This is a genomic window from Streptomyces manipurensis (genome assembly GCF_049570255.1).
In the GTDB taxonomy this organism is placed as follows: Bacteria; Actinomycetota; Actinomycetes; order Streptomycetales; family Streptomycetaceae; genus Streptomyces; species Streptomyces manipurensis.
In genome coordinates, this window is the sequence record NZ_CP186950.1 from 1,856,498 (window position 1) to 1,878,079 (window position 21,582).

Consider the following 21,582-nt stretch of genomic DNA (forward strand, 5'->3'; position numbering starts at 1 on the left):
CATATCGGGCACCCCTGCCGGGCCATCCCCTTTGGTTCATCCCACAGTCGGCTGCCGTCTTCCCTGGAGGGCTTGACAACTTTGCTGACCAACCAGGAAATTGACGCGCGTAGACGTATCGGGGGCGGCAAGACCACCGCGGACCCCGATGCCGCACCCCCCTCCTTGACCCTCTCCCACACCGGAGTTCCTGACCATGCGCTCCTCGCATCCCCGTTCCGCCGCCGTCGCGGCCCTCGTCGCCTCCGCGCTGGCCACCGGCCTGCTCGCGGGCTCCGCCGACGCGGCCGAGGGCGCGGCGTCCGCCGAGCCGGTCCGCATCCACGACATCCAGGGCACCACCCGCATATCCCCGCTCAACGGCAAGCAGGTCGCCGACGTCGAGGGCATCGTCACCGGCGTGCGCACCTACGGCTCGCGCGGCTTCTGGATCCAGGACCCGGACGCCGACGACGACGCCGCCACCAGCGAAGGCGTGTTCGTCTTCACCAACGCGGTCCCGACCGTCGCCGTCGGCGACGCGGTCAAGGTCTCCGGCACGGTCGGCGAGTACGTCCCCGGAGGGGTGAACTCCGGCAACCAGTCGGTCACCCAGATCTCCAAGCCCGCCGTCACCGTGGTCTCCTCCGGCAACGCGCTGCCCGAGGCCACCGCGATCAACGAGTACACCGTGCCCGCCGAGTACACCCCGGCCGGCGACCCGGCCGCCGGCGGCAGCATCAACGGCCTGACCCTGGACCCCGCGCGCTACGCCCTGGACTTCTACGAGTCCCTCGAGGGCATGAACGTCAAGATCGGCACCTCGCGGGTCGTCGGCGCCACCGACCCGTACTCGGAGCTGTGGGTCACCGTGAAGGGCTGGGAGAACGCCGCCAAGCGCGGCGGCACCGTCTACGGCTCCTACGAGTCCCAGAACACCGGCCGCCTGCAGATCCAGCAGCTCGCGCCCATCGCGCAGCAGCCCTTCCCGGTGGCCAACGTCGGCGACAAGCTGACCGGTACGACCGAAGGCCCGCTGGACTTCAACCAGTTCGGCGGCTACACGCTGGTGGCCCGCACCCTCGGCACCGTCAAGGCGGGCACCCTCGCCCCCGAGAAGACCAAGCCGCAGACCGAGCAGGAGCTCGCGGTCGCCACGTACAACGTGGAGAACCTCGACCCGACGGACCCGCAGGAGAAGTTCGACGCGCTGGCGAAGGCGGTCGTCGAGAACCTCGCCTCGCCCGACATCCTCGCCCTGGAGGAGATCCAGGACGACAACGGCGCCAAGAACGACGGCACGGTCTCGGCCGAGCAGACCCTGACCAAGTTCACCGCGGCCATCGCGGCTGCCGGCGGCCCCGCCTACCAGTGGCGGACCGTCAACCCGGAGGACAAGAAGGACGGCGGCGAGCCCGGCGGCAACATCCGTCAGGTCTTCCTCTTCAACCCCGCCCGCGTCTCCTTCACCGAGCGCGCCCCGGGCGACGCGGTGACCGCCACGGGCGTCGTCAAGGAGAACGGCAAGACCCACCTGACCCACTCCCCCGGCCGCGTGGACCCCGCGAACCCGGCGTGGGCCGACAGCCGCAAGCCCCTCGCGGGCGAGTTCGTCTTCCGCGGAAAGACGGTCTTCGTGATCGCCAACCACTTCGGCTCCAAGGGCGGCGACGAGGGCCTGACCTCCCACCACCAGCCGCCGCTGCGCTCCTCGGAGGCCAAGCGCCTCCTCCAGGCGCAGGCCGTGAACGGCTTCGTGAAGCAGATCCTGGCGGAGGACAAGAACGCCAACGTCCTCGTCCTCGGCGACATCAACGACTTCGAGTTCTCGGCGACCACGGACGCGCTGGCGGACGGCGGGGCCCTGTACCCGGCGATCAAGTCGCTGCCGAAGGCGGAACGGTACTCCTACGTCTACCAGGGCAACGCCCAGGTGCTGGACCAGATCCTGACCAGCCCGGCGATCAAGAAGTTCACGTACGACAGCGTCCACATCAACGCGGAGTTCGCCGCCCAGAACAGCGACCACGACCCGCAGGTGCTGCGCTTCCGCCCGTGACCCCGGGGCGATGAGCAGCAGGGGGCCCGCCCGCCGTCCCGGACGGGCCCCCTGCCACACGAACGGGCCTTCGCCGCCATCTCGTCGGACGCCCGCAACGAGATGCTGGTCCTCACGGACGGGGACGCGGACGCCGGCGCGGATGCGGGCGAGGTCGTCCTCGGCTGCCTGCAGCCGACGTACGTACCGGGCCTGGGCCAGGGCGGCCGGGATCGGGCCCTGGTGGAGGCCGTACGGGTCCGCGCGGACCGGCGGGGCGAGGGCCTGGGCGCGGAGCTGATGCGGCTGGCCGTGGAGCGGGCCCGCGGGCGCGGCTGCGGCCTGGTCCAGCCCACCAGCAACAAGCAGCGGGGCGCGGCCCACCGCTTCTACGAGCGGCTGGGCTTCGCCCGCAGCCACGAGGGGTTCAAGCTGCACCTCTGAAACCCGTACGAGGCCGCCACGGGACCTTCTCGGCGGAGTCGGGGACTTTCGACCCTGGCGTGACGTGCGCCACATCTTCACCGAATAGACCGGTTGTGGTGTTGAGTATCTGCACGCCCGATCTTGTCCCGGCTCGTACCGACCGCTCTCCCCGGAGGATCCTGGTGTTCCCCTCGATCTCCCTCGCCCAGGAAATCGGCCTCGCCGTCCTGCTGACGGCCGTACTCGTCTGGTTCGGCGTCGGCCGCATGGTGCGGGACGGCCGGTCCCACCGCCCGCAGCCGGGAGCCCCGCAGGCCCTTCCGCTGATCCCGGCCCAGCGCAGCGCGGCCGGGCACCCGATGGAGACCGTCCAGCTGACCGAGGCGGAGGAGCAGGCCTTCGCCGGCCTGGTCCGCACGATTCCGCTGCACTGAGCACCCGTACGAAGCGGCGAGGTGCCCCGATGACGGTGTTCGCGTGCCGTGCGTGCCGACGCGCGGTGACCCCGGCCGTCGCCGAGCGGCCCCTGCCGGATCCGGGAACCGACGACGGGTGGTTCCGGCCCGAAGTGTCGCCGGCGGACGCCGACGGCCACACCGACGCGCCGATCGTGCGGATGGCTCCGGGGACGTTCGCCGTAGATCCCGAACCGTCCGGCCCCCCGTACGTGCTGGAGGCCTCCTCCGGCCTCCTCGTCGAGTCCGGCCCGACGGGCACCGTGGTCCTCCATCCCGGCGACGGCATCCACCTGGAGGCGCACCCCGACCCGGAGCTGCGCCGCGGGTACTGCTGCGGGATGGACGGCGAGTGGGGACCGAACCTGGTGTGCGTCTGCGGAGCCGTGGTGGCCACCGTGTACTCGGACTGCTACCAGGTCCAGGAGCTGAGGCTGCAGCCCGGCGCCGTCGAACGCCGCGACTGACGGCGCGGACCCCAGGGCCGGGCCGGCGGGCGGGCGGAACGCGCCGAGCGCCGTCCGGGACCGCGGTGGGTCCGGGACGGCGCTCGGGGACGTCGGCTGCGCCGGGGCGTCAGTCGTTGCTGTGCAGGACCTCGTTCAGGCCGCCCCAGTTCGCCTTGTACGGGCGGGCCTCGACGGCGCCGGTGACCGAGTTGCGGCGGAAGAGGATGTTGTCGGCGCCGGAGAGCTCCAGGGCCTTGACGACCTGGCCGTCCGGCAGGGTGACGCGGGTGCCCGCGGTCACGTAGAGGCCGGCCTCGACGACGCACTCGCTGCCGAGGGCGATGCCGATGCCCGCCTCGGCCCCGACCAGGGTGCGCTCGCCGATCGAGATGATCTGCTTGCCGCCGCCCGAGAGGGTGCCCATGGTGGACGCGCCGCCGCCGATGTCGGAGCCGTCGCCGACGACGACGCCCGCGGAGATGCGGCCTTCGACCATGGAGGTGCCGAGGGTTCCGGCGTTGAAGTTGACGAAGCCCTCGTGCATGACGGTGGTGCCCTCGGCGAGGTGCGCGCCGAGGCGGACCCGGTCCGCGTCGGCGATGCGCACGCCCTTGGGCGCGACGTAGTCCGTCATGCGCGGGAACTTGTCGATCGAGGTGACCTGGAGGTGCAGGCCCTCGGCGCGCGCCTTGAGGCGGACGGTCTCGACCTGGTCGACGGCGACGGGGCCGAGCGAGGTCCAGGCGACGTTGGTCAGCAGGCCGAAGACGCCGTCGAGGTTCTGGCCGTGCGGCTTGACCAGGCGGTGGCTGAGCAGGTGGAGGCGCAGGTACGCGTCGTGCGCGTCCAGCGGCTTGTCCTCCAGGGAGGCGATGACCGTGCGGACGGCTACGACCTCGACCCCGCGGACCTCGTCGCTGCGGATCGCCTTGGCGGCGGCGGCCCCGAGGAGCTCCACGGCCTGCTCGGCGGTGAGGCGCTCGGTGCCGGCCGGGCCGGGCTCGGCGACCAGCTCGGGGGCGGGGAACCAGGTGTCGAGGACGGTGCCGTCGGCGGTGAGGGTGGCAAGTCCGGCGGCGACGGCGCCGGTGGTACGCGTAGCAGTCATATCCGAAACCTAACCGGCGACGGCCCGAGGTTGCGAACCGGTCTCATGTGCCGGTCGGGCCACGTGTCGCCGCTGCCGTGCCGAGGCCCACAGCACCACCCCGCCGGCTCCCGCCGCCAGCACCGCGCACGCCGGCCACAGCATCCCCGGCGCGTGGGAGTACAGCGTTCCGCCCAGGGTCGGCCCGAGGACGACCCCGCTGACCGAGACGCCCGCGTACAGGCTCTGGAACCGCCCGACGGCGTGCTCGGGCGACTCGTCGGCGACATGGGCGGTGGCCGTGGTCTTGTAGAGGATCTCCCCGAGGCTCAGCAGCACCATCATCGCCACCGCGGTGCCGATCCCGGGGCCGAGCAGCAGCACGGCGTGGGCGGCGCCGACCAGGAGCATGCCCGTGCCGATCACCGGCAGCGCGGGCCGGCGGCGCAGGGCCACGGCCGCGGGCAGCTCCAGGAGCAGGATCACCCCGCCGTTGAGGGCGATGACGAGCCCGAAGACCCTGGCGTCCAGGCCGTGGTCGGCGAGGAAGACGGGGAAGGTGGAGTACTGCTGGCGGTAGACGACGTCGGTCACGAGGACCGCGCCGAGCAGGGCCAGGAGGGCCGGACGTGCGCGCAGTTCGGCCAGTGTGCCGCGGCCCCGACCCCCGTCCGGGGCCGCGGGGTCCTTGCGGGCGGCGCCGCGCGCCGGGACGACGCGCGCGGTCCAGACGGCGAAGAGCAGGGTGCCGAGGCCGTCGGCGACGAACAGCCAGTCGTAGGAGAGGCCGACCGCGACCAGGGCGCCGATCGGCGGCCCGAGGGTGAACCCGCCGTTCGAGGCGCAGCGCACCAGGGCGAAGGCCTGCCGGCGGGCCCCCTCGGGGACGGTGACCGCGACCAGCGCCGCATTGGCGGCCCTCACCACGCCGGAGGCGTACTGGGCGGCGGGCAGCGCCACCCAGAGCAGCGGCAGGGGCAGCAGCGGGAGTGCGGAGAGCACCAGTCCGCCCACGACGGAGGCGGCGAGCAGGACCCGACGGTGCCCGAAGCGGTCCCCGTACCAGCCGCCGGTGAAGTTGCCGACGACCAGGCCGACTCCGCCGATCCCGCTGATGAGGCCGGCCTCGGAGGTGCCCAGTCCGCGCGGGCCGGTCAGGTAGAGGAAGACGAAGACGAACGTGAAGCTGACGACGGCGTTGACGAAGACCCCCGCAGCCAGCAGCCACACGACCCTCGGTATGTCCTTGAACCCCTGCAGCACACCCGTGCCCCCCTGCGTTCCGAGTAAGTTCCTTTTGGGAACGGACTATGTCAGCATGACAGCCTTGGGTCAACGGACAAAGGGAGTGCCCATGGCCCAGCGCACGCACCTCGGCGACGCGGACTGCTCCATCGCCCAGGCCCTCGACGTCGTGGGCGACTGGTGGACGCTGCTCATCGTGCGCGACGCCGCGCGCGGTCTGCACCGCTTCGACGAGCTCCAGCGCGAGCTCGGGGTCTCCCGCAAGGTCCTCGCGGAGCGGCTGAAGCTGCTCGTGGAGGCCGGGGTGCTGTCGCGCGAGCCGTACCAGGACCGTCCGGTACGGCACGAGTACCGGCTGACCCCGCGCGGGCGGGCGCTGCTGCCGGTCCTGGTGGCCCTCCAGGACTGGGGAGACACCTGGGTCCTGGGAGACGGAGAGATGACGGCGACGACCGACGAGGCATCGCGCGAGGCGGAACGGGTGCACGCGCTGCGGGGCACCCGGGTGCCGGAGCTGCTGCTGCCGGACCGTTTCGGCGGGCTGGGCGACCCGGTGGCGGACACCCCCTTCACCGTCCTGTACTGCTTCCCCGGCGCCTACGCGCGCGCCGAGTCCTACCCTCCGGGCTGGGGCGGGATCCCGGGCGCGCGGGGCTGCACCCTGGAGTCCTGCACGTACCGCGACCAGCTCGCGGAGTTCACCGCGGCCGGCGCCACCGTGCACGGGGTGTCCACCCAGCGGCCCGACGAGCAGCGGGAGTTCGCGGAGCACGAACGGCTGCGCTTCCCGCTCCTGTCGGACGCCGAGCTGACGCTGACGGCCGCGCTGCGCCTGCCGACCTTCCGCGCGGCGGGCGTGAGCCGCATCAAGCGGCTGACCCTGGTGATCGACCGCGAGCGCACCGTCCGCGAGGTGTTCTACCCGGTCCTGGACATCGAGGCGAGCGTCCGGGCGGCCCTGGACTGCGTCCGCTCGGGCGGGCACGGCGACGCCTAGGCCGCGCGATCCGCACCGGGCAGGGCCGGATGGCGCGGGCGGGATCGGGCGGGATCGGTCACGGGTGGCGGATCCGCCGGGGCGGGCCGGGCCCGGTCGCCGGATCCCGCCGGGCCGGGGCTCCGTCGCCGGATGTCAGGCCGTGCGCAGGACCCGGGACAGGACCTCGCGGGCGTACGCCTCGTCGTACGCGGTGTCGGTCAGCAGGACCTGGAGGGTGATGCCGTCCATCACCGCCACCAGCGCCCGGGCCGTCACCGGATCGGTCCGCCGGGTCAGCTCCTCGGAGGCCGCCGCGTACCACTCCGCGGCCACCGGCCGCAGGGCCGGGCGACGCAGGGCGGCGACGTAGAGCTCGTACTCCAGCTCCGCCCGGGCGCGGTCCGGCGCGAGGAACTCCCCCAGCAGCCGGGCGAGCGCCCCCGCGAGGTCGGTGTCCGGGTCCGCCAGCGCCGGCGAGTCGGCCACCGTGCGCGCGAGGCCCTCGTTGGCCTGCCGCAGGGCCGCGACCAGCAGGTCGTCGAGCGTCTTGAAGTGGTAGGTCGTCGACCCCAGCGGCACGTCCGCCTCCGCGGCCACACTGCGGTGGCTGAGCCCGGCGATCCCCTTGTCGCCCACCACGCGGATCGCCGCGTCGATGATCCGCTGGGCCCGCTCGGGGTCGTGGCGCCGCCTGGCCGGGGACATCAGTGCGCCCCGCCGAGGTTCAGCAGGACCACGCCCGCGATCACCAGGGCGATCCCGGCGATCTTCGCCGCGGTGGCCTGCTCCCCGAGGAAGACCATGCCGATCGCGGCGATGGCGGCGGTGCCGACCCCGGCCCAGATCGCGTAGGCCGTGCCGACGGACAAGGACTTCAGGGTCTGCGCGAGGAGGGTGAAGGCGATGGCGTAACCGAGCAGGGTGCCCAGCGAGGGCCAGAGCCGGGTGAAGCCTTCGCTGTACTTCATGGCGGTGGTTCCGGCGACCTCGGCGGCGATGGCCGCGGCAAGCAGCGCGTAGGGCATGCGTACAACTGTACACAGCGATGCGTACGGCCGTACACAAGCCCGGGGAATTCACTGCTGTGCCCCTGACAAGCTGGGATACGGTGTGCGTTCGACGGGGGAACGAGAGTACGGAGCACATGCATGACGCAGAACACAGGGTGGGGACCCGCGGGGGCACCCGGTCCCGGCGGCTGGGGCGGTCCCCAGCCGTGGGGAGGATGGGCCCCGCCGCAACCGCCCAAGCCGGGGGTGATCCCGCTGCGGCCCCTGGGCCTCGGGGACATCGTGAACGCCTCGTTCGCCACCCTCGGACGCCACTGGAAGCCCCTGGCCGGCGCGATGCTGGCGGTGCAGGGCGCCTGCCTGCTGGTGATGGCCCTGCTGGCGGGCGCCGCGCTCGCCGTCGTCCACGAGCACATCGAGCCGGTCTTCGACCCGCCCTACGGGCAGGACCCGGCACCCGAGCACCTCACCCCGTTCCTCGTCGCCGCGGTCGTCCTCTTCGTGCTGCTGCTCGCCGTGGGACTGGTGGCCCTGGCGATGCTGACGGCGCTCTTCCCGGCGGTGCTCCGCGAGTCGGTGATGGGCCGGCCCACCACCTTCCGCGCCATGTGGAGCGAGGCCCGGCGCAGGACCCCCGCGGTCCTGGGCACGCTGGCCCTCACGATCCTGATCGCGGGAGCCCCCCTGCTCGCCGCGCTGGCGGTCGCGGTCCCGCTGATGATCGTCTCGCTCGCGGGCGACGACCCCTCCTCCGGAGCCGTCGCGCTGCTGCCCGTCCTCCTGCTGGCCGCCCTGCCGGTGACCGTCTGGCTCCAGGTCCGGCTCAGCCTGGCCCCCGCCGCGGCGGTCATGGAGGAGGCCGGCCCGGTCACGGCGCTGCGCCGCTCGGCCGCCCTGGTCAAGGACCACTGGTGGCGGGTCTTCGGCATCGGCATGCTGGGCGGGATGATCGGCGCGAGCATCGCCTACGTGATCCAGATGCCCTTCCAGTTCATCGGCATGTTCGGGCTGATCCCGCTCATGGCCGAGTCGGGCGGCGGTTCCGAGAGCGTCGACATCGCCGGGATGACGGTCGCGATCGGGTTCGGCCTCCTCTGCGTGCTGGTGGGCGGCACCCTGGGCCAGATGTTCCAGACCGGCTACACCCAGCTGGTCACCGGCCTGCTCTACGTGGACCGGCGCATCCGGCACGAGAATCTCGTCCCCCACATGCTCGCCGAACTCGCCGCGCAGGCCCCGGGGACCGCTCCCGCATCCCCCGTGCCCCCGCAGCCGGACCCGACGCAGCCCCACCCGCCGCAGTCCCACCCGACGCAGCCGGACCCCCGCGCGGACGGCTGAGCGGCGCGCGCACACGAGAAGGGCCCCCGGCGATCGTGCCGGGGGCCCTTCTCCGTGCCATGACGGCCCGGGGGGACGTCGGTAGGTCTCAGACGTTGAAGCCGAGCGCGCGCAGCTGCTCGCGGCCGTCGTCCGTGATCTTGTCCGGACCCCACGGCGGCATCCAGACCCAGTTGATCCGGAGCTCGTTGACGATGCCGTCCGTGGCCGACTTCGCCTGGTCCTCGATGACGTCCGTCAGCGGGCAGGCCGCCGAGGTCAGGGTCATGTCGAGGGTGGCGATGTTCGCGTCGTCGATGTGGATGCCGTAGATCAGGCCCAGGTTGACGACGTCGATGCCCAGCTCGGGGTCGACCACGTCGTAGAGGGCCTCGCGGACCTCCTCCTCGGTGGCCGGCTTGGTCGACGCTTCGGGCGTCGCGTTCTCGGTCATGCCGTCTTCCTCTCCGCGTCGCCCAGGGCCTGGGCGGTCGCGTCCTTCCACGCCATCCAGCTCAGCAGGGCGCACTTCACACGGGCGGGGTACTTGGAGACGCCGACGAACGCGACCGCGTCCTCCAGCACCTCCTCCATGGCCTCGTCGGGCTCGATCTTGCCCTTGGACTGCATCATCTCCAGGAACACGGCCTGGATCTTCTGCGCCTCGGCCAGTTCCTTGCCCACGAGCAGCTCGTTCAGCACGGAGGCGCTGGCCTGGCTGATGGAGCAGCCCTGGCCCTCGTAGCTGACATCCGTCAGCGTCTCACCGTCGTACTTCACGCGCAGCGTGATCTCGTCGCCGCACGTCGGGTTGACGTGGTGCACCTCGGCGTCGCCGTCGCGCAGGCCACGCCCGTGCGGGTGCTTGTAGTGGTCCAGGATCAGTTCCTGGTACATCGAATCCAGCTTCACTGCGTCCTCGTCGCCTCGTCCGTCAGCCGAAGAAGTTCCGTACGTGCTCCAGCCCGTCGATCAGCGCGTCGACGTCCGCCGGAGAGGAGTACAGGTAGAAAGACGCTCGCGTCGTCGCCGGAATTCCGTACCGCAGGCAGACCGGGCGTGCGCAGTGGTGTCCCACGCGGACCGCGATGCCCTGCTCGTCCAGGACCTGGCCGACGTCGTGCGGGTGGATGTCGCCGAGCACGAAGGAGATCGCGGCGCCGCGGTCCTCGGCCGTGGTGGGGCCGATGATCCGCAGGTCGGGCACCTCGGCGAGGCGCTTGATCGCGTACTCGGTGATCGCGTGCTCGTGCGCGGCGATCTTGTCCATGCCGATCGCGGACAGGTAGTCCACGGCCGCGCCGAGGCCGACGGCCTGGGCGATCGGGGGCGTACCGGCCTCGAACTTGTGGGGGGCCGGGGCGTAGGTCGAGGCGTGCATCGACACCGTCTCGATCATCTCGCCGCCACCGAGGAACGGCGGCAGGTCCTCCAGGAGCTCCTGGCGGCCCCACAGGACGCCGATGCCGGTCGGGCCGCACATCTTGTGGCCGGTGAAGGCCACGAAGTCGGCGCCGAGCGCCTGCACGTCCAGCGGCATGTGCGGAGCGGCCTGGGAGGCGTCGATGAGCACCAGCGCGCCGACGTCCTGGGCGCGCCGGACGATCGCCTCGACCGGGTTGACCGTGCCCATGATGTTGGAGACCAGCGTGAAGGAGACGATCTTCGTCTTCTCCGTGATGACCTCTTCGATGTTCGACAGGTCGAGCCGGCCGTCGTCGGTGAGGCCGAACCACTTCAGCTTCGCGCCGGTGCGCTGCGCGAGCAGCTGCCACGGGACGATGTTGGAGTGGTGCTCCATCTCGGTGATGGCGATCTCGGTGTCGCGGTCGACCCGGTAGGGCTCGTCGGCCCAGCCGAGCATGTTCGCGACCAGGTTGAGCGACTCCGAGGCGTTCTTGGTGAAGATCACCTCGTCGCGGCTCGGCGCGTTGATGAAGGCGGCGACCTTGTCGCGGGCGCCCTCGTACAGCGCCGTGGCCTCCTCGGCCAGCACGTGCACGCCGCGGTGGACGTTGGCGTTGTGCTGTTCGTAGTACTCGCTCAGCGCGTCGAGTACCTGGCGCGGCTTCTGCGAGGTCGCAGCGTTGTCCAGGTAGACGATCTTCTTCCCGTCGTGGACCACACGATCCAGCAGGGGGAAGTCCTTGCGGATCGCCTCGATGTCGAGGAGGCCAGGCAGCTGTGTCACGCGGTCGCGCCACCCTTCACGTACTTGTCGTAGCCCTCGTTCTCCAGCTGGTCGGCGAGCTCGGCGCCGCCGGACTCGGCGATGCGGCCGTTCGCGAACACGTGCACGAAGTCGGGCTTGATGTAGCGCAGGATGCGCGTGTAGTGGGTGATCAGCAGGGTGCCGACCTCACCGGACTCGCGGACGCGGTTGACGCCCTCGGAGACGATGCGCAGCGCGTCGACGTCGAGGCCGGAGTCGGTCTCGTCGAGGATCGCGATCTTCGGCTTCAGGAGCTCCAGCTGCAGGATCTCGTGGCGCTTCTTCTCACCGCCGGAGAAGCCCTCGTTGACGTTGCGCTCGGCGAAGGCCGGGTCCATCGACAGCTGCTCCATCGCGGACTTGACCTCCTTCACCCAGGTGCGCAGCTTGGGGGCCTCGCCGCGGATGGCGGTGGCGGAGGTGCGCAGGAAGTTGGAGACCGAGACGCCGGGGACCTCGACCGGGTACTGCATGGCGAGGAAGACGCCGGCGCGGGCGCGCTCGTCGACGGACATCTCGAGGACGTCCTCGCCGTCGAGGGTCACCGTGCCGCCGGTGATCGTGTACTTCGGGTGGCCGGCGAGCGAGTAGGCCAGCGTGGACTTGCCGGAGCCGTTCGGACCCATGATGGCGTGCGTCTCACCCTGCTTGACGGTGAGGTCGACGCCCTTGAGGATCTCGCGGGCGCCGTTCTCGGCCTCGACGGAGACGTGCAGGTCGTGGATTTCAAGCGTTGCCATGGATACCTCAGGACTCCTGGGTGAGGGAGACGAGCACGTCGTCCCCTTCGATCTTTACGGGGTATACGGGGACGGGGCGCGTCGCGGGCAGACCCGAGGGCTTGCCGGTGCGCAGGTCGAAGGCCGATCCGTGCAGCCAGCACTCGATCATGCAGTCCTCGACCTCGCCCTCGGAGAGCGAGACGTTCGCGTGCGAGCAGATGTCGTTGATCGCGAACACCTCCCCCTCGGTGGACACGATGGACACCGGCGTGCCGTCGAGTTCCACCCGCTTGGGGGTGTCCTCCTCCAGCTCGCTCAGCGCACAGGCCTTGACGTAGTTCATCAGACGGAACCCTGGAGCTCGGCCTCGATCTTGGCGATCAGGCGCTCCTCGATGTCGTCGACACCGATCTGCTGGACGAGCTCGGCGAAGAAGCCGCGGACGACCAGGCGGCGGGCCTCGTCGGCCGGGATGCCGCGGGCCTGGAGGTAGAAGAGCTGCTCGTCGTCGAAGCGGCCGGTGGCGGAGGCGTGGCCGGCGCCGACGATCTCGCCGGTCTCGATCTCCAGGTTCGGCACGGAGTCGACCCGCGCCCCGTCCGTGAGGACGAGGTTGCGGTTCATCTCGTACGTGTCGGTGCCCTCGGCGCTCTTCTCGATGAGAACGTCGCCGATCCAGACCGCGTGGGCGTCCTGGCCCTGGAGCGCGCCCTTGTAGACCACGTTGGACGTGCAGTGCGGGGCGTCGTGCGTGACCAGGAGGCGGTGCTCCTGGTGCTGGCCGGCGTCCGTGAAGTACAGGCCGAGCATCTCGGCCTCGCCGCCGGGGCCCGCGTAGGTGACGCGCGGGTGCAGGCGGACGAGGTCGCCGCCGAAGGTGACGACGACGGACTTGAAGCTCGCGTCACGGCCGACGAGGGCGTTGTGCTGCGAGGTGTGGACGGCGGTGTCGTCCCAGTCCTGGACGGACACGAAGGTGACCTTGGCGCCGTCGCCGACGAGGATGTCCACGTTGGCGGCGCGCACGCCGTCGCCGGTGTGGTCGATCACGATGATCGCCTCGGCGAAGGGCTTCACGTCGAAGACGGTGTGCCCGAAGGTCGTGCCGCCCTCGCCGTGCAGGGCGACGCGGATGGGCTCGGCGAGCACGGTCTCCTTGGGCACGGTGACGACCGTGGCCTTGGCGAACGCGGAGAAGGCCTGCGCGGCGACGCGGTCGACGGGGGTGCCGGCCTTGCCGATCCGCTCGTCGCCGCGCTCCACGGACTCGACGGTGACGCCCTCGGGCGCGTCGATCTGGGCCTTCATCGTGCCGTTGGCGACCGCGGTGCCGTCGTGCAGGCCCTTGAGGCGGGCGAGCGGGGTGAAGCGCCACTCCTCCTCACGGCCGTGCGGGACCGGGAAGTCGGCCACGTCGAAGGACGGGGGCGCGCTCATCCGGGTGGCGACGGTGGACTCGGCGGCCACCGCGATCGCGCCGGCGGTGGTGGAGCCCGCCGCGGGGGTACCGCCCTGAACCGTCAGGTTCTTGGGGGCGTTCTGAGCCTCAGCCATGGCTGTCGTCTTGCTCTCTTCCTACGTCTACAGAATCGTCGCTGTACTGCGGTACGGGGGCGTGCGGCCGGTCAGCCGACCGAGCCCTCCATCTGCAGCTCGATCAGCCGGTTGAGCTCCAGCGCGTACTCCATGGGCAGCTCCTTCGCGATCGGCTCGACGAAGCCGCGCACGATCATGGCCATGGCCTCGAACTCGGTGAGGCCGCGCTGCATCAGGTAGAAGAGCTGGTCGTCGGAGACCTTGGAGACGGTCGCCTCGTGGCCCATCGTGACGTCGTCCTCGCGGACGTCCACGTACGGGTACGTGTCCGAGCGGGAGATCGTGTCGACGAGCAGTGCGTCGCAGAGCACGTTGGACTTCGATCCGGCCGCGCCCTCGCCGATCTCGACGAGTCCGCGGTAGGAGGTGCGGCCGCCGCCCCGGGCCACCGACTTGGAGACGATGTTCGAGGAGGTGTTCGGCGCCATGTGGACCATCTTGGAGCCGGCGTCCTGGTGCTGGCCCTCGCCGGCGAAGGCGATGGACAGGGTCTCGCCCTTGGCGTGCTCGCCCATCAGGTACACGGCCGGGTACTTCATCGTGACCTTGGAACCGATGTTGCCGTCGATCCACTCCATGGTCGCGCCCTCGTACGCCACGGCGCGCTTGGTGACCAGGTTGTAGACGTTGTTCGACCAGTTCTGGATCGTCGTGTAGCGGCAGCGGCCGCCCTTCTTCACGATGATCTCGACCACGGCGCTGTGCAGCGAGTCCGAGGAGTAGATCGGGGCGGTGCAGCCCTCGACGTAGTGGACGTAGGCGTCCTCGTCGACGATGATCAGCGTCCGCTCGAACTGGCCCATGTTCTCCGTGTTGATGCGGAAGTAGGCCTGGAGCGGGATGTCCACGTGGACACCCTTGGGGACGTAGATGAAGGAGCCGCCGGACCACACCGCGGTGTTCAGCGAGGCGAACTTGTTGTCGCCGACCGGGATGACCGTGCCGAAGTACTCCTGGAAGAGCTCCGGGTGCTCCTTGAGCGCGGTGTCCGTGTCGAGGAAGATGACGCCCTGCTCCTCCAGGTCCTCGCGGATCTGGTGGTAGACGACCTCGGACTCGTACTGGGCGGCGACACCGGCGACGAGGCGCTGCTTCTCCGCCTCCGGGATGCCGAGCTTGTCGTACGTGTTCTTGATGTCCTCGGGCAGGTCCTCCCAGGAAGCGGCCTGCTTCTCGGTGGAACGCACGAAGTACTTGATGTTGTTGAAGTCGATGCCGGAAAGGTCGGAACCCCACATCGGCATGGGCTTCTTGTCGAAGAGCCTCAGGCCCTTGAGGCGGAGGTTCAGCATCCACTCGGGCTCGGACTTCTTCGCCGAGATGTCGCGGACGACGTCCTCGGACAGACCCCGCTTGGCGGCGGCGCCGGCCGCGTCGGAGTCGGCCCAGCCGTACTCGTAGTTGCCCAGACCCTCGAGCTCAGGGTGAGCAGTCTCCGTGGTCATGCGGGGTTCCTCCCGGCCGTACTTGCTGATGTGTCGGTCTGTGTGGTGCTCGCGCCTCGCGGAATGAACGTCGTGCACACTCCGTCGCCGTGGGCGATCGTGGCGAGGCGCTGCACGTGCGTCCCGAGCAGGCGTGAGAAGACTTCGGTCTCCGCCTCGCAGAGCTGCGGGAACTGCTCGGCCACGTGGGCGACCGGGCAGTGGTGCTGGCAGAGCTGTTCACCGCTGTGCGGACCGGGAGCGCTCTTCGCCGTAGCAGCGTACCCGTCCGCGGTCAACGCCTTGGCCAGGGCCCCTGCGCGGTCCGCGGGTGCGGCCGCCTCGACGGCCTCCCGGTAGGCGCGCGCCTGCGTCTCCATGCGTGCCCTGGCGAACGCGGCGACCGCCGCCTCGCCCCGCTCGCCGCCGCCGGCCGACTGCGCGATCCAGCGCAGGGCGTCCGCGGCGAGCGTGTCGTAGGACTGGTCGAAGGCGTCGCGGCCGCAGTCGGTGAGCGCGAAGACCTTGGCGGGCCGGCCCCGGGTGCGTGCGCCGTACACACGCTGCTCACGGGGTTCGACCACGTCGTCGGCGACGAGCGTGTCGAGGTGGCGGCGGACGGCGGCCTGGGTGAGGCCGAGACGCCGGGCGAGGTCGGCGACGGTGGACGGACCGTGGTCCAGGATCGAGCGCGCCACGCGGTTGCGGGTTGACCGCTCCCCGGTGGCGAGCTCCCCCTGGGGGGTCTCGATCATCCGTTCGCCGTTTTTCACAACGCCATTGTTGCGTAATTAACCGAGCCCGGACAAGCCGTGACGGACGCCACTACCGGTGGTCTCCATCACTAAGGGTTACCTTATCTATCGACGGAGAGTTATTCGGAAGAGTTAATTCCGCAATGCCCCCGAACCCTCCGGACCTCGGCCGAACAGCCTCCCACCAGCATTCCTTCACCCGCCGCCGAGCCCGCCCGCGGAAACGGAACCACCCGGAAAGGATCACGCAAACCCACTGAGCCGTCCGGGGCCCGCCGCAAGGAAAAGAACCGCATTCGCGACGTGGCGTTCGAATACCCCGGGCGACCGGACCCGGAACCGGGGACCCCCGCGCACGCTCCGTAGACTCACCCCCCATGAGCAACGACCCCGCCGTGGAGATCCGCGGACTGGTGAAGCGGTACGGCACCAAGACAGCGGTGGACGGCCTGGACCTCACCGTCCGCAGGGGCTCCGTCACCGCGGTCCTCGGTCCCAACGGCGCGGGCAAGACGACCACGGTGGAGACCTGCGAGGGCTACCACCGCCCCGACGACGGCATCGTCCGCGTCCTCGGCCTCGACCCGGTCGCCCAGGCCGCGGCCCTGCGCCCGCGGATCGGGGTGATGCTGCAGTCCGGCGGGGTCCACTCCGGAGCGCGCGCCGTCGAGATGCTGCGCCACATGGCCACGCTGTACGCCCACCCGGTCGACCCGGACCTCCTGGTCGAGCGCCTCGGCCTCGGCAGCTGCGGCCGCACCCCCTACCGCCGACTGTCCGGCGGCCAGCAGCAGCGCCTGTCCCTGGCCATGGCGGTCGTGGGCCGCCCCGAGCTGGTCTTCCTCGACGAGCCCACCGCCGGTCTGGACCCGCAGGCCCGCCGCGCGACCTGGGACCTCGTACGGGAACTGCGCACCGACGGGGTCACCGTCGTGCTCACCACCCACCACATGGACGAGGCCGAGCAGCTCGCGGACGAGGTGGCCATCGTGGACGCCGGCCGGGTCGTCGCCCACGGCAGCCCCGGGCAGCTGTGCCGGGGCGGCGCCGAGAACACCCTGCGCTTCACCGGCCGCCCCGCCCTGGACCTGGCCTCGCTGCTGAAGGCCCTGCCCGACGGCACCCGGGCCGCCGAGGTCACCGCGGGCGTCTACCGGGTCACCGGCGACGTCGACCCGCAGATGCTGGCCACCGTCGCCTCCTGGTGCGCCCAGAACGGCGTGCTGCCGGACAGCCTCTCGGTGGCCCGGCACACCCTCGAAGACGTCTTCCTCGAGCTCACAGGCAAGGAGCTGCGCTCATGAGCGCCGGCACGTTCACCCCCGCCCCGGGGGCCGCGCCCGTGTCCCGCATGATCCTCGCCCAGACGGCGCTGGAGACCCGGATGCTGCTGCGCAACGGGGAGCAGCTGCTGCTCACCGTGATCATCCCGTCGCTGCTGCTGGTGCTGTTCTCGGCCGTCGACGTCATCGACACCGGCGCGGGCGCGTCCGTGGACTTCCTGGCCCCGGGGATCCTCGCGCTCGCGGTGATGTCCACCGCCTTCACCGGCCAGGCCATCGCCACCGGCTTCGACCGCCGCTACGGCATCCTCAAGCGGCTGGGCGCCTCGCCGCTGCCCCGCTGGGCCCTGATGACGGCCAAGACCCTGTCCGTCCTGGTCACCGAGGTGCTCCAGGTCGCCCTGCTCACGGTGATCGCGCTGGCGCTGGGCTGGTCGCCGCACGGCAACCCGCTCGCCGTGGCGGCGCTGCTGCTGCTGGGCACCGCGGCGTTCTCGGGCCTCGGGCTGCTGATGGCCGGCACGCTCAAGGCCGAGGCGACCCTGGCGGCCGCGAACCTGGTCTTCCTCCTGCTGCTGGTCGGCGGCGGGGTGATCGTGCCGATGGAGAAGTTCCCGGACGCCGTGCAGTCGGTGCTGGGTCTGCTGCCCATCTCGGCCCTCTCCGGCGGTCTGCGCGAGGTGCTCCAGCACGGGGCCGCGCTGCCCTGGGGCGACGCCGCCGTCCTCGCGGCCTGGTCCGTACTCGGTCTGGGCGCGGCGGCGCGGCTCTTCCGCTGGGAATGAAACCCTTTCCCTCGCGGCGGCGCAGCCGCGAGGATGGGCGCCTCCACACATGAAGCCGGGGGGCGGACATGGTGCAGCGGGAGGCCGTTCTACGGCTGGACGACCGGTGGGCGCGGGTACGGGCGGGGGACGGGCCCACGGAGCCGGCGGAGCACCAGCAGCTGCTCGACGAACTGATCGGCGCCCTGCGCGCCCTCCCCGACGACCCGGAGTGCACCGCGCTCCTCGGCCTGCGCCTGGCCGACCGGGCCGCCCTGCGGTTCGCCGCGGGGGACCGGGCGGGCGCCCTCGCCACGATCGAGGAGGGCCTGCACAGTTCCGAACGCGCGGCCCGGCACTCCCCCGAGTTCGCCCGCTGGTACGCCCGGGGGCTGATCAACCACGGGGTGTGGCTCGCCTGGCCGCTGAGCGACGGCGACCGGCTGCCGAGGCATCCACTGGGGCCGGGGGCCGGCGAGGGCCCGAGCGCCATGGAGCGCGCCGCCGGTGAGCGCGCCCGCGACCTGACCCGGACCGCGGTGGAGGTGTGGACCGGGCTGGACCAGGGCGATCCGGTCAACCGGCGCGGGCTCGCCCAGGCGAAGGTCTTCCTCGGGGACCGCCTGGCCGAGCTGGGTGCCACCGAGGACGCCGTGGCGTGGGCCGTCGACGCCGAGGCCGACTTCCGGCGGCTGCTGCTGTCCGGGCCCGCGGAGCGGGGCGCCGAGGAGGCCGAGGAGGCCCTGGACCACCTCGGTCGCCAGCTCGAACTGCGCCTGCGCTTCCTGGGCTTCGACGCCCTGGTCGGCCTGCGCGCGCGGGGGCTGCTGCCCGAACGGCTGCTGCCGCAGGCGGTGGTGGCCGCCCGTATCCGGTCGGTGGAGGAGCCGGAGATCTCCGCCCGGCTGCGCCTCGGCGGGGAGCAGGTGCGGACGATGCTGGAGGTGACGCCGTGGCTCGCCGTGTGGCGCTTCGACGTGCGCGGCCCCGACGGCCTGTGGAACGCGCTGCCGCATCCCTGGCACAGCACCACAGAAGTGAGGAACCGGACGGCTGCAGACGTAGCGGACGAATTGATACGGGGGTTCACCGGCTCGCCCGCTCACCCCGGAGACGGCGCCCCCTGGCGCGTCCACGTGTGGTGGCACGAGGAGGGCGACCCCGCGGGAGCCGCCTTCCGGTGGGCGGCGGGGCCGGACCCGGCGACCGGCACCCCCTCGTGAAAGTTTGCACAAGGGGTCGCCTACGATATGGGACGTGTTGAACCCCCTCGCCCACATCGCCAGCCGCTGGACCCCGTCACCCCGGACCGTCCAGCGGGCCGCACTCGCCGCGCTCGTCATGAGCGTGGTCATCGTCGTCACCGGCGGCGCGGTTCGGCTGACCGGATCCGGCCTCGGCTGCGACACCTGGCCCAAGTGCACCGACGACAGCCTCTTCGTGACGCAGGAGCAGGGCTTCCACGGCGCCATCGAGTTCGGCAACCGCATGCTGACCTACGTGCTCAGCGCGGCCGTCGGCTGGGGCATCGTCGCCGCCCGCTCGGCCGAGCCGTGGCGGCGCTCCGTGACGAAGCTCGGCTGGGTGCAGTTCTTCATCGTGCTGGCGAACGCGGTGCTCGGCGGCATCACCGTCCTGACGGGGCTCAACCCCTACAGCGTGGCCGGGCACTTCCTGCTCGCCACCCTGCTGATCACCGTGACGACGCTCACCTGGCAGCGCATCCGCGAGGGCGACGGCGCCCCGAAGCCGCGGGTGCCCGGCCCGGTGCGCAAGCTGTCCTGGGCGCTGCTCGCCACCACCTTCGTCCTGATCGCGGCGGGCACCGTCGTGACCGGCTCCGGTCCGCACGCCGGCGACAGCAGCGAGATCAAGCGGATGCCCTTCGACTGGGACACCACCGCCCACGTCCACGCCGTGGCCGCCTGGCTGGTGTGCGCGCTCGCCGTCGCGATGTGGCTGGTCCTGCGCGTCGTGGACGCCCCCTCCGACACCCGGGCCCGCGCCCGGGACCTGCTGGTCGTCCTGCTCGCCCAGGGCGCGATCGGCTACGTGCAGTACGCCACCCAGGTGCCCGAGGCCCTGGTCGCCGCGCACATGCTCGGCTCCTGCCTGGTGTGGATCGCCGTGCTCCGGCTGGCGCTGAGCCTGCGCGAGCGGCCGTCCGAGCAGGCCGTGGCCCCGGCGGAGGACGACGCCCGGCTCTCGACGGTCTGAGCCCTCCCCCTCAGTCCCCGTCCAGGCGGTAGACGCGGCGAGCGTTGCCGGCCGCGACCATGGCGGCCACCCGCTCCGCGTCCCGCCAGGACCAGGACCCCTCGGCGACCCAGCCGCCGAGCACGCGGGTGAGCGCGTCCCGGAACACCAGCGCGCCGACCGCGTGCAGCTCCGGCAGCCGCCGGCCGCCGCTGGAGAACATCACCTTCCCGAACGGCGCGTGCTCCAGCAGCTCGGCCAGCACGCCCGCGGCCCGCGCCCCGCTCCGCCCCAGGGCGGCGCCGGCGTCGGCGTACACGTGGGGGAACGCCTCCGCGAGGGCGGCCGCCTGCCGGTGGTACGGGTGTCCCCCGAGCAGGACCAGCCGTGTGCCCAGGCCCGCCGTCGCCCGGAGGAACCCGGTCAGCGGTACGGGATCCGCCGCGCCCGTGCGCAGCTGGAGCGGCAGCCCGGACGCCACCGCGCTCCACAGCAGGTGCCGCAGGAGGACCGGGTCACGGACCTCGCCGCCCCGGGGCCGCCCGGCCAGCCACCGCCCGGCGGCCCCGCGCACCTCGCCCGGACCGGGCGGGCCCGGGGCGCAGGCCGGGCCGCCGGGGCGGTCGAGGGCCGTGGCGCAGGTGAAGGCCGCGGCTCCGGCGGCGGCGTGGTGGACGGCCTCGGCGAGGTTGGCGAGGAAGGCGGCGACCGTGCCGGAGGTGTCCGCGACCTGCTCGGCGAGGGGCTCCAGCCGGACGGTCTCGAAGGCCTCCGCGTCGGCGGCGAGCGCCAGCTCCTTGGGGCCGGTGCGCTCGCCGTCGGGGTCGTCGGCCGCCGGCCCGGGGTCGACCAGGTAGGCGGCCACTCCGGAGCCCCTCAGCAGCCTGCGCGCCGATTCGGCGGGGCCGAGCTCGCGCCGCCGGGCCAGATAGCGGGCGGGGGCGGCGTGCGGCTCCAGGCCCAGCAGCGGCGGGCACCAGCGGCGGACGGCGAAGCCGGTCTGGGTGTCGAAGAAGGTGGTGCCCGCGGCGGGCGGGCCCGCCGAGCGGATCAGGTGGGTCTCGAAGGTGCCCAGGCCCGGCTCCGTACGGAGGAATCCGTGGCAGTACTGGTCCACCAGGGGCGGCGTTTCGATCATCCGGGCATCCCGTTGCGGACGTGGGGAAGGCGCTTCCACACGTCCTAACGGGTGAGCGGGGTGTGAGGTGTTGCTCGGGCTGTTGACCGAGACGCACTCCGCCCCCGGACGGGTCCGGGGGCGGGAGGGTCAGGCAGCCGGGTTCGCGGGCCCGCCGAGCTGGAGGCCGGCCATCCGCGTCCACTCGTACGGACCGGTTCGCACCCGCAGGGCGAACTCGCCGTCGAACTCGTCGTGGAGGGTCAGCCCGGCCTTCTGGGCGGCGAGCTCCGCCACCGCGTAGGTCGGCGCCACCAGGTCGCCCCATCCGCCGTCGGTGCCGACGAGCACGATGCGGGTGCCCGCCTGGCCGATGTGGGCGAGCTGGCCCTCGGCGCCGCCGTGCTCCTTGGCGAACGCGCCGATCTGCTTGGCCAGCTTCGCCGCCTTGCGGTCCTGCTTCTTGTCCGCGGCGCCTGCGGCGGCGGCGGTGTCTGCGGTGTCTCCCATGGAAGCCATGCTACC

Annotated in this window: 24 protein-coding genes; 10 read left to right on the forward strand and 14 right to left on the reverse strand. The window is 71.9% G+C overall.

Annotation, left to right across the window (positions count from 1 at the left end; translation table 11 throughout):
• The first annotated feature begins 196 nt into the window (after positions 1-196).
• From ACPU2J_RS08545 to ACPU2J_RS08560, 4 genes are all read left to right on the forward strand, one after another.
• Complete coding sequence (locus tag ACPU2J_RS08545) at positions 197-2,038, forward strand: endonuclease/exonuclease/phosphatase family protein (RefSeq protein WP_423833033.1); 1,842 nt, start codon at positions 197-199, stop codon at positions 2,036-2,038.
• A gap of 102 nt (positions 2,039-2,140) precedes the next feature.
• On the forward strand, positions 2,141-2,461 hold the full coding sequence (locus ACPU2J_RS08550; protein ID WP_420081173.1) for a GNAT family N-acetyltransferase: 321 nt from the start codon (positions 2,141-2,143) through the stop codon (positions 2,459-2,461).
• A gap of 164 nt (positions 2,462-2,625) precedes the next feature.
• Entirely contained in the window at positions 2,626-2,877 is a 252-nt protein-coding gene (locus tag ACPU2J_RS08555) for a hypothetical protein (protein WP_361591811.1), read from the forward strand.
• A gap of 29 nt (positions 2,878-2,906) precedes the next feature.
• Complete coding sequence (locus tag ACPU2J_RS08560; protein ID WP_423833034.1) at positions 2,907-3,365, forward strand: hypothetical protein; 459 nt, start codon at positions 2,907-2,909, stop codon at positions 3,363-3,365.
• A 109-nt stretch (positions 3,366-3,474) separates the two neighbouring features.
• On the opposite strand, the gene dapD is transcribed toward ACPU2J_RS08560, so the two are convergent.
• Positions 3,475-4,455 (reverse strand): 2,3,4,5-tetrahydropyridine-2,6-dicarboxylate N-succinyltransferase, encoded by a 981-nt coding sequence (gene dapD, locus ACPU2J_RS08565; protein WP_420081171.1) that lies wholly within the window; start codon positions 4,453-4,455, stop codon positions 3,475-3,477.
• A 9-nt stretch (positions 4,456-4,464) separates the two neighbouring features.
• Positions 4,465-5,694: an MFS transporter gene (locus ACPU2J_RS08570; protein ID WP_423834938.1), complete on the reverse strand. Its 1,230-nt coding sequence runs from the start codon at positions 5,692-5,694 to the stop codon at positions 4,465-4,467.
• Positions 5,695-5,788: 94 nt separating this feature from the next.
• Here ACPU2J_RS08570 and ACPU2J_RS08575 point away from each other — a divergent pair, with 94 nt between their 5' ends.
• Positions 5,789-6,676, forward strand: coding sequence for a winged helix-turn-helix transcriptional regulator (locus ACPU2J_RS08575; RefSeq protein ID WP_420081170.1), 888 nt, complete (start codon positions 5,789-5,791; stop codon positions 6,674-6,676).
• A gap of 135 nt (positions 6,677-6,811) precedes the next feature.
• Here the strand turns inward: ACPU2J_RS08575 and ACPU2J_RS08580 are convergent, their stop codons facing one another.
• Together ACPU2J_RS08580 and ACPU2J_RS08585 are read right to left on the reverse strand one after the other, a co-directional pair.
• The gene (locus tag ACPU2J_RS08580; RefSeq protein WP_420081169.1) at positions 6,812-7,363 is read right to left on the reverse strand and encodes a TetR/AcrR family transcriptional regulator; all 552 of its coding nucleotides are present in this window, start codon (positions 7,361-7,363) and stop codon (positions 6,812-6,814) included.
• Positions 7,363-7,683, reverse strand: coding sequence for a DMT family transporter (locus tag ACPU2J_RS08585; protein ID WP_420081168.1), 321 nt, complete (start codon positions 7,681-7,683; stop codon positions 7,363-7,365). Before ACPU2J_RS08585 ends, ACPU2J_RS08580 begins: the two co-directional genes overlap by 1 nt.
• A 123-nt stretch (positions 7,684-7,806) precedes the next feature.
• Here ACPU2J_RS08585 and ACPU2J_RS08590 point away from each other — a divergent pair, with 123 nt between their 5' ends.
• Entirely contained in the window at positions 7,807-9,009 is a 1,203-nt protein-coding gene (locus ACPU2J_RS08590; protein ID WP_420081167.1) for a hypothetical protein, read from the forward strand.
• A gap of 88 nt (positions 9,010-9,097) precedes the next feature.
• On the opposite strand, the gene ACPU2J_RS08595 is transcribed toward ACPU2J_RS08590, so the two are convergent.
• From ACPU2J_RS08595 to ACPU2J_RS08630, 8 genes are all read right to left on the reverse strand, one after another.
• On the reverse strand, positions 9,098-9,442 hold the full coding sequence (locus ACPU2J_RS08595; RefSeq protein WP_030027092.1) for a metal-sulfur cluster assembly factor: 345 nt from the start codon (positions 9,440-9,442) through the stop codon (positions 9,098-9,100).
• On the reverse strand, positions 9,439-9,900 hold the full coding sequence (sufU, locus tag ACPU2J_RS08600; protein ID WP_030027090.1) for a Fe-S cluster assembly sulfur transfer protein SufU: 462 nt from the start codon (positions 9,898-9,900) through the stop codon (positions 9,439-9,441). Before sufU ends, ACPU2J_RS08595 begins: the two co-directional genes overlap by 4 nt.
• A 22-nt stretch (positions 9,901-9,922) precedes the next feature.
• On the reverse strand, positions 9,923-11,179 hold the full coding sequence (locus ACPU2J_RS08605) for a cysteine desulfurase (RefSeq protein ID WP_361591825.1): 1,257 nt from the start codon (positions 11,177-11,179) through the stop codon (positions 9,923-9,925).
• Positions 11,176-11,940, reverse strand: a complete 765-nt coding sequence (gene sufC, locus ACPU2J_RS08610) for a Fe-S cluster assembly ATPase SufC (RefSeq protein ID WP_361591827.1) — start codon at positions 11,938-11,940, stop codon at positions 11,176-11,178. The genes ACPU2J_RS08605 and sufC overlap by 4 nt, the downstream gene beginning before the upstream one ends.
• A 7-nt stretch (positions 11,941-11,947) precedes the next feature.
• Positions 11,948-12,265, reverse strand: a complete 318-nt coding sequence (locus ACPU2J_RS08615) for a bifunctional 3-phenylpropionate/cinnamic acid dioxygenase ferredoxin subunit (protein ID WP_030388907.1) — start codon at positions 12,263-12,265, stop codon at positions 11,948-11,950.
• Positions 12,265-13,476: a Fe-S cluster assembly protein SufD gene (gene sufD, locus ACPU2J_RS08620; protein ID WP_389076427.1), complete on the reverse strand. Its 1,212-nt coding sequence runs from the start codon at positions 13,474-13,476 to the stop codon at positions 12,265-12,267. The genes ACPU2J_RS08615 and sufD overlap by 1 nt, the downstream gene beginning before the upstream one ends.
• 71 nt (positions 13,477-13,547) lie before the next feature.
• Complete coding sequence (gene sufB / locus ACPU2J_RS08625) at positions 13,548-14,963, reverse strand: Fe-S cluster assembly protein SufB (RefSeq protein ID WP_361591831.1); 1,416 nt, start codon at positions 14,961-14,963, stop codon at positions 13,548-13,550.
• Positions 14,960-15,697 (reverse strand): helix-turn-helix transcriptional regulator, encoded by a 738-nt coding sequence (locus tag ACPU2J_RS08630; RefSeq protein ID WP_365494082.1) that lies wholly within the window; start codon positions 15,695-15,697, stop codon positions 14,960-14,962. The genes sufB and ACPU2J_RS08630 overlap by 4 nt, the downstream gene beginning before the upstream one ends.
• Before the next feature lie 377 nt (positions 15,698-16,074).
• Here ACPU2J_RS08630 and ACPU2J_RS08635 point away from each other — a divergent pair, with 377 nt between their 5' ends.
• The 4 genes from ACPU2J_RS08635 to ACPU2J_RS08650 all read left to right on the forward strand — a co-directional run bounded on the left by ACPU2J_RS08635 (position 16,075) and on the right by ACPU2J_RS08650 (position 19,961).
• A complete protein-coding gene (locus ACPU2J_RS08635) occupies positions 16,075-17,001 on the forward strand; it encodes an ABC transporter ATP-binding protein (RefSeq protein ID WP_420081166.1) in 927 nt (308 codons plus the stop codon).
• Complete coding sequence (locus tag ACPU2J_RS08640; protein WP_420081165.1) at positions 16,998-17,765, forward strand: ABC transporter permease; 768 nt, start codon at positions 16,998-17,000, stop codon at positions 17,763-17,765. Before ACPU2J_RS08635 ends, ACPU2J_RS08640 begins: the two co-directional genes overlap by 4 nt.
• A gap of 68 nt (positions 17,766-17,833) precedes the next feature.
• Positions 17,834-18,967: a hypothetical protein gene (locus ACPU2J_RS08645; RefSeq protein WP_420081164.1), complete on the forward strand. Its 1,134-nt coding sequence runs from the start codon at positions 17,834-17,836 to the stop codon at positions 18,965-18,967.
• 4 nt (positions 18,968-18,971) lie between these two features.
• Complete coding sequence (locus ACPU2J_RS08650) at positions 18,972-19,961, forward strand: COX15/CtaA family protein (RefSeq protein WP_420081163.1); 990 nt, start codon at positions 18,972-18,974, stop codon at positions 19,959-19,961.
• Positions 19,962-19,971: 10 nt separating this feature from the next.
• Here ACPU2J_RS08650 and ACPU2J_RS08655 read toward each other — a convergent pair whose 3' ends face one another.
• Both ACPU2J_RS08655 and ACPU2J_RS08660 read right to left on the reverse strand, forming a co-directional pair.
• Complete coding sequence (locus ACPU2J_RS08655) at positions 19,972-21,078, reverse strand: amidohydrolase (RefSeq protein ID WP_420081162.1); 1,107 nt, start codon at positions 21,076-21,078, stop codon at positions 19,972-19,974.
• A gap of 129 nt (positions 21,079-21,207) precedes the next feature.
• Positions 21,208-21,567 carry a hypothetical protein gene (locus ACPU2J_RS08660; RefSeq protein WP_361591843.1) on the reverse strand — a complete coding sequence of 120 codons (360 nt, stop codon included), beginning with the start codon at positions 21,565-21,567 and terminating at the stop codon, positions 21,208-21,210.
• Positions 21,568-21,582: the final 15 nt, after the last annotated feature.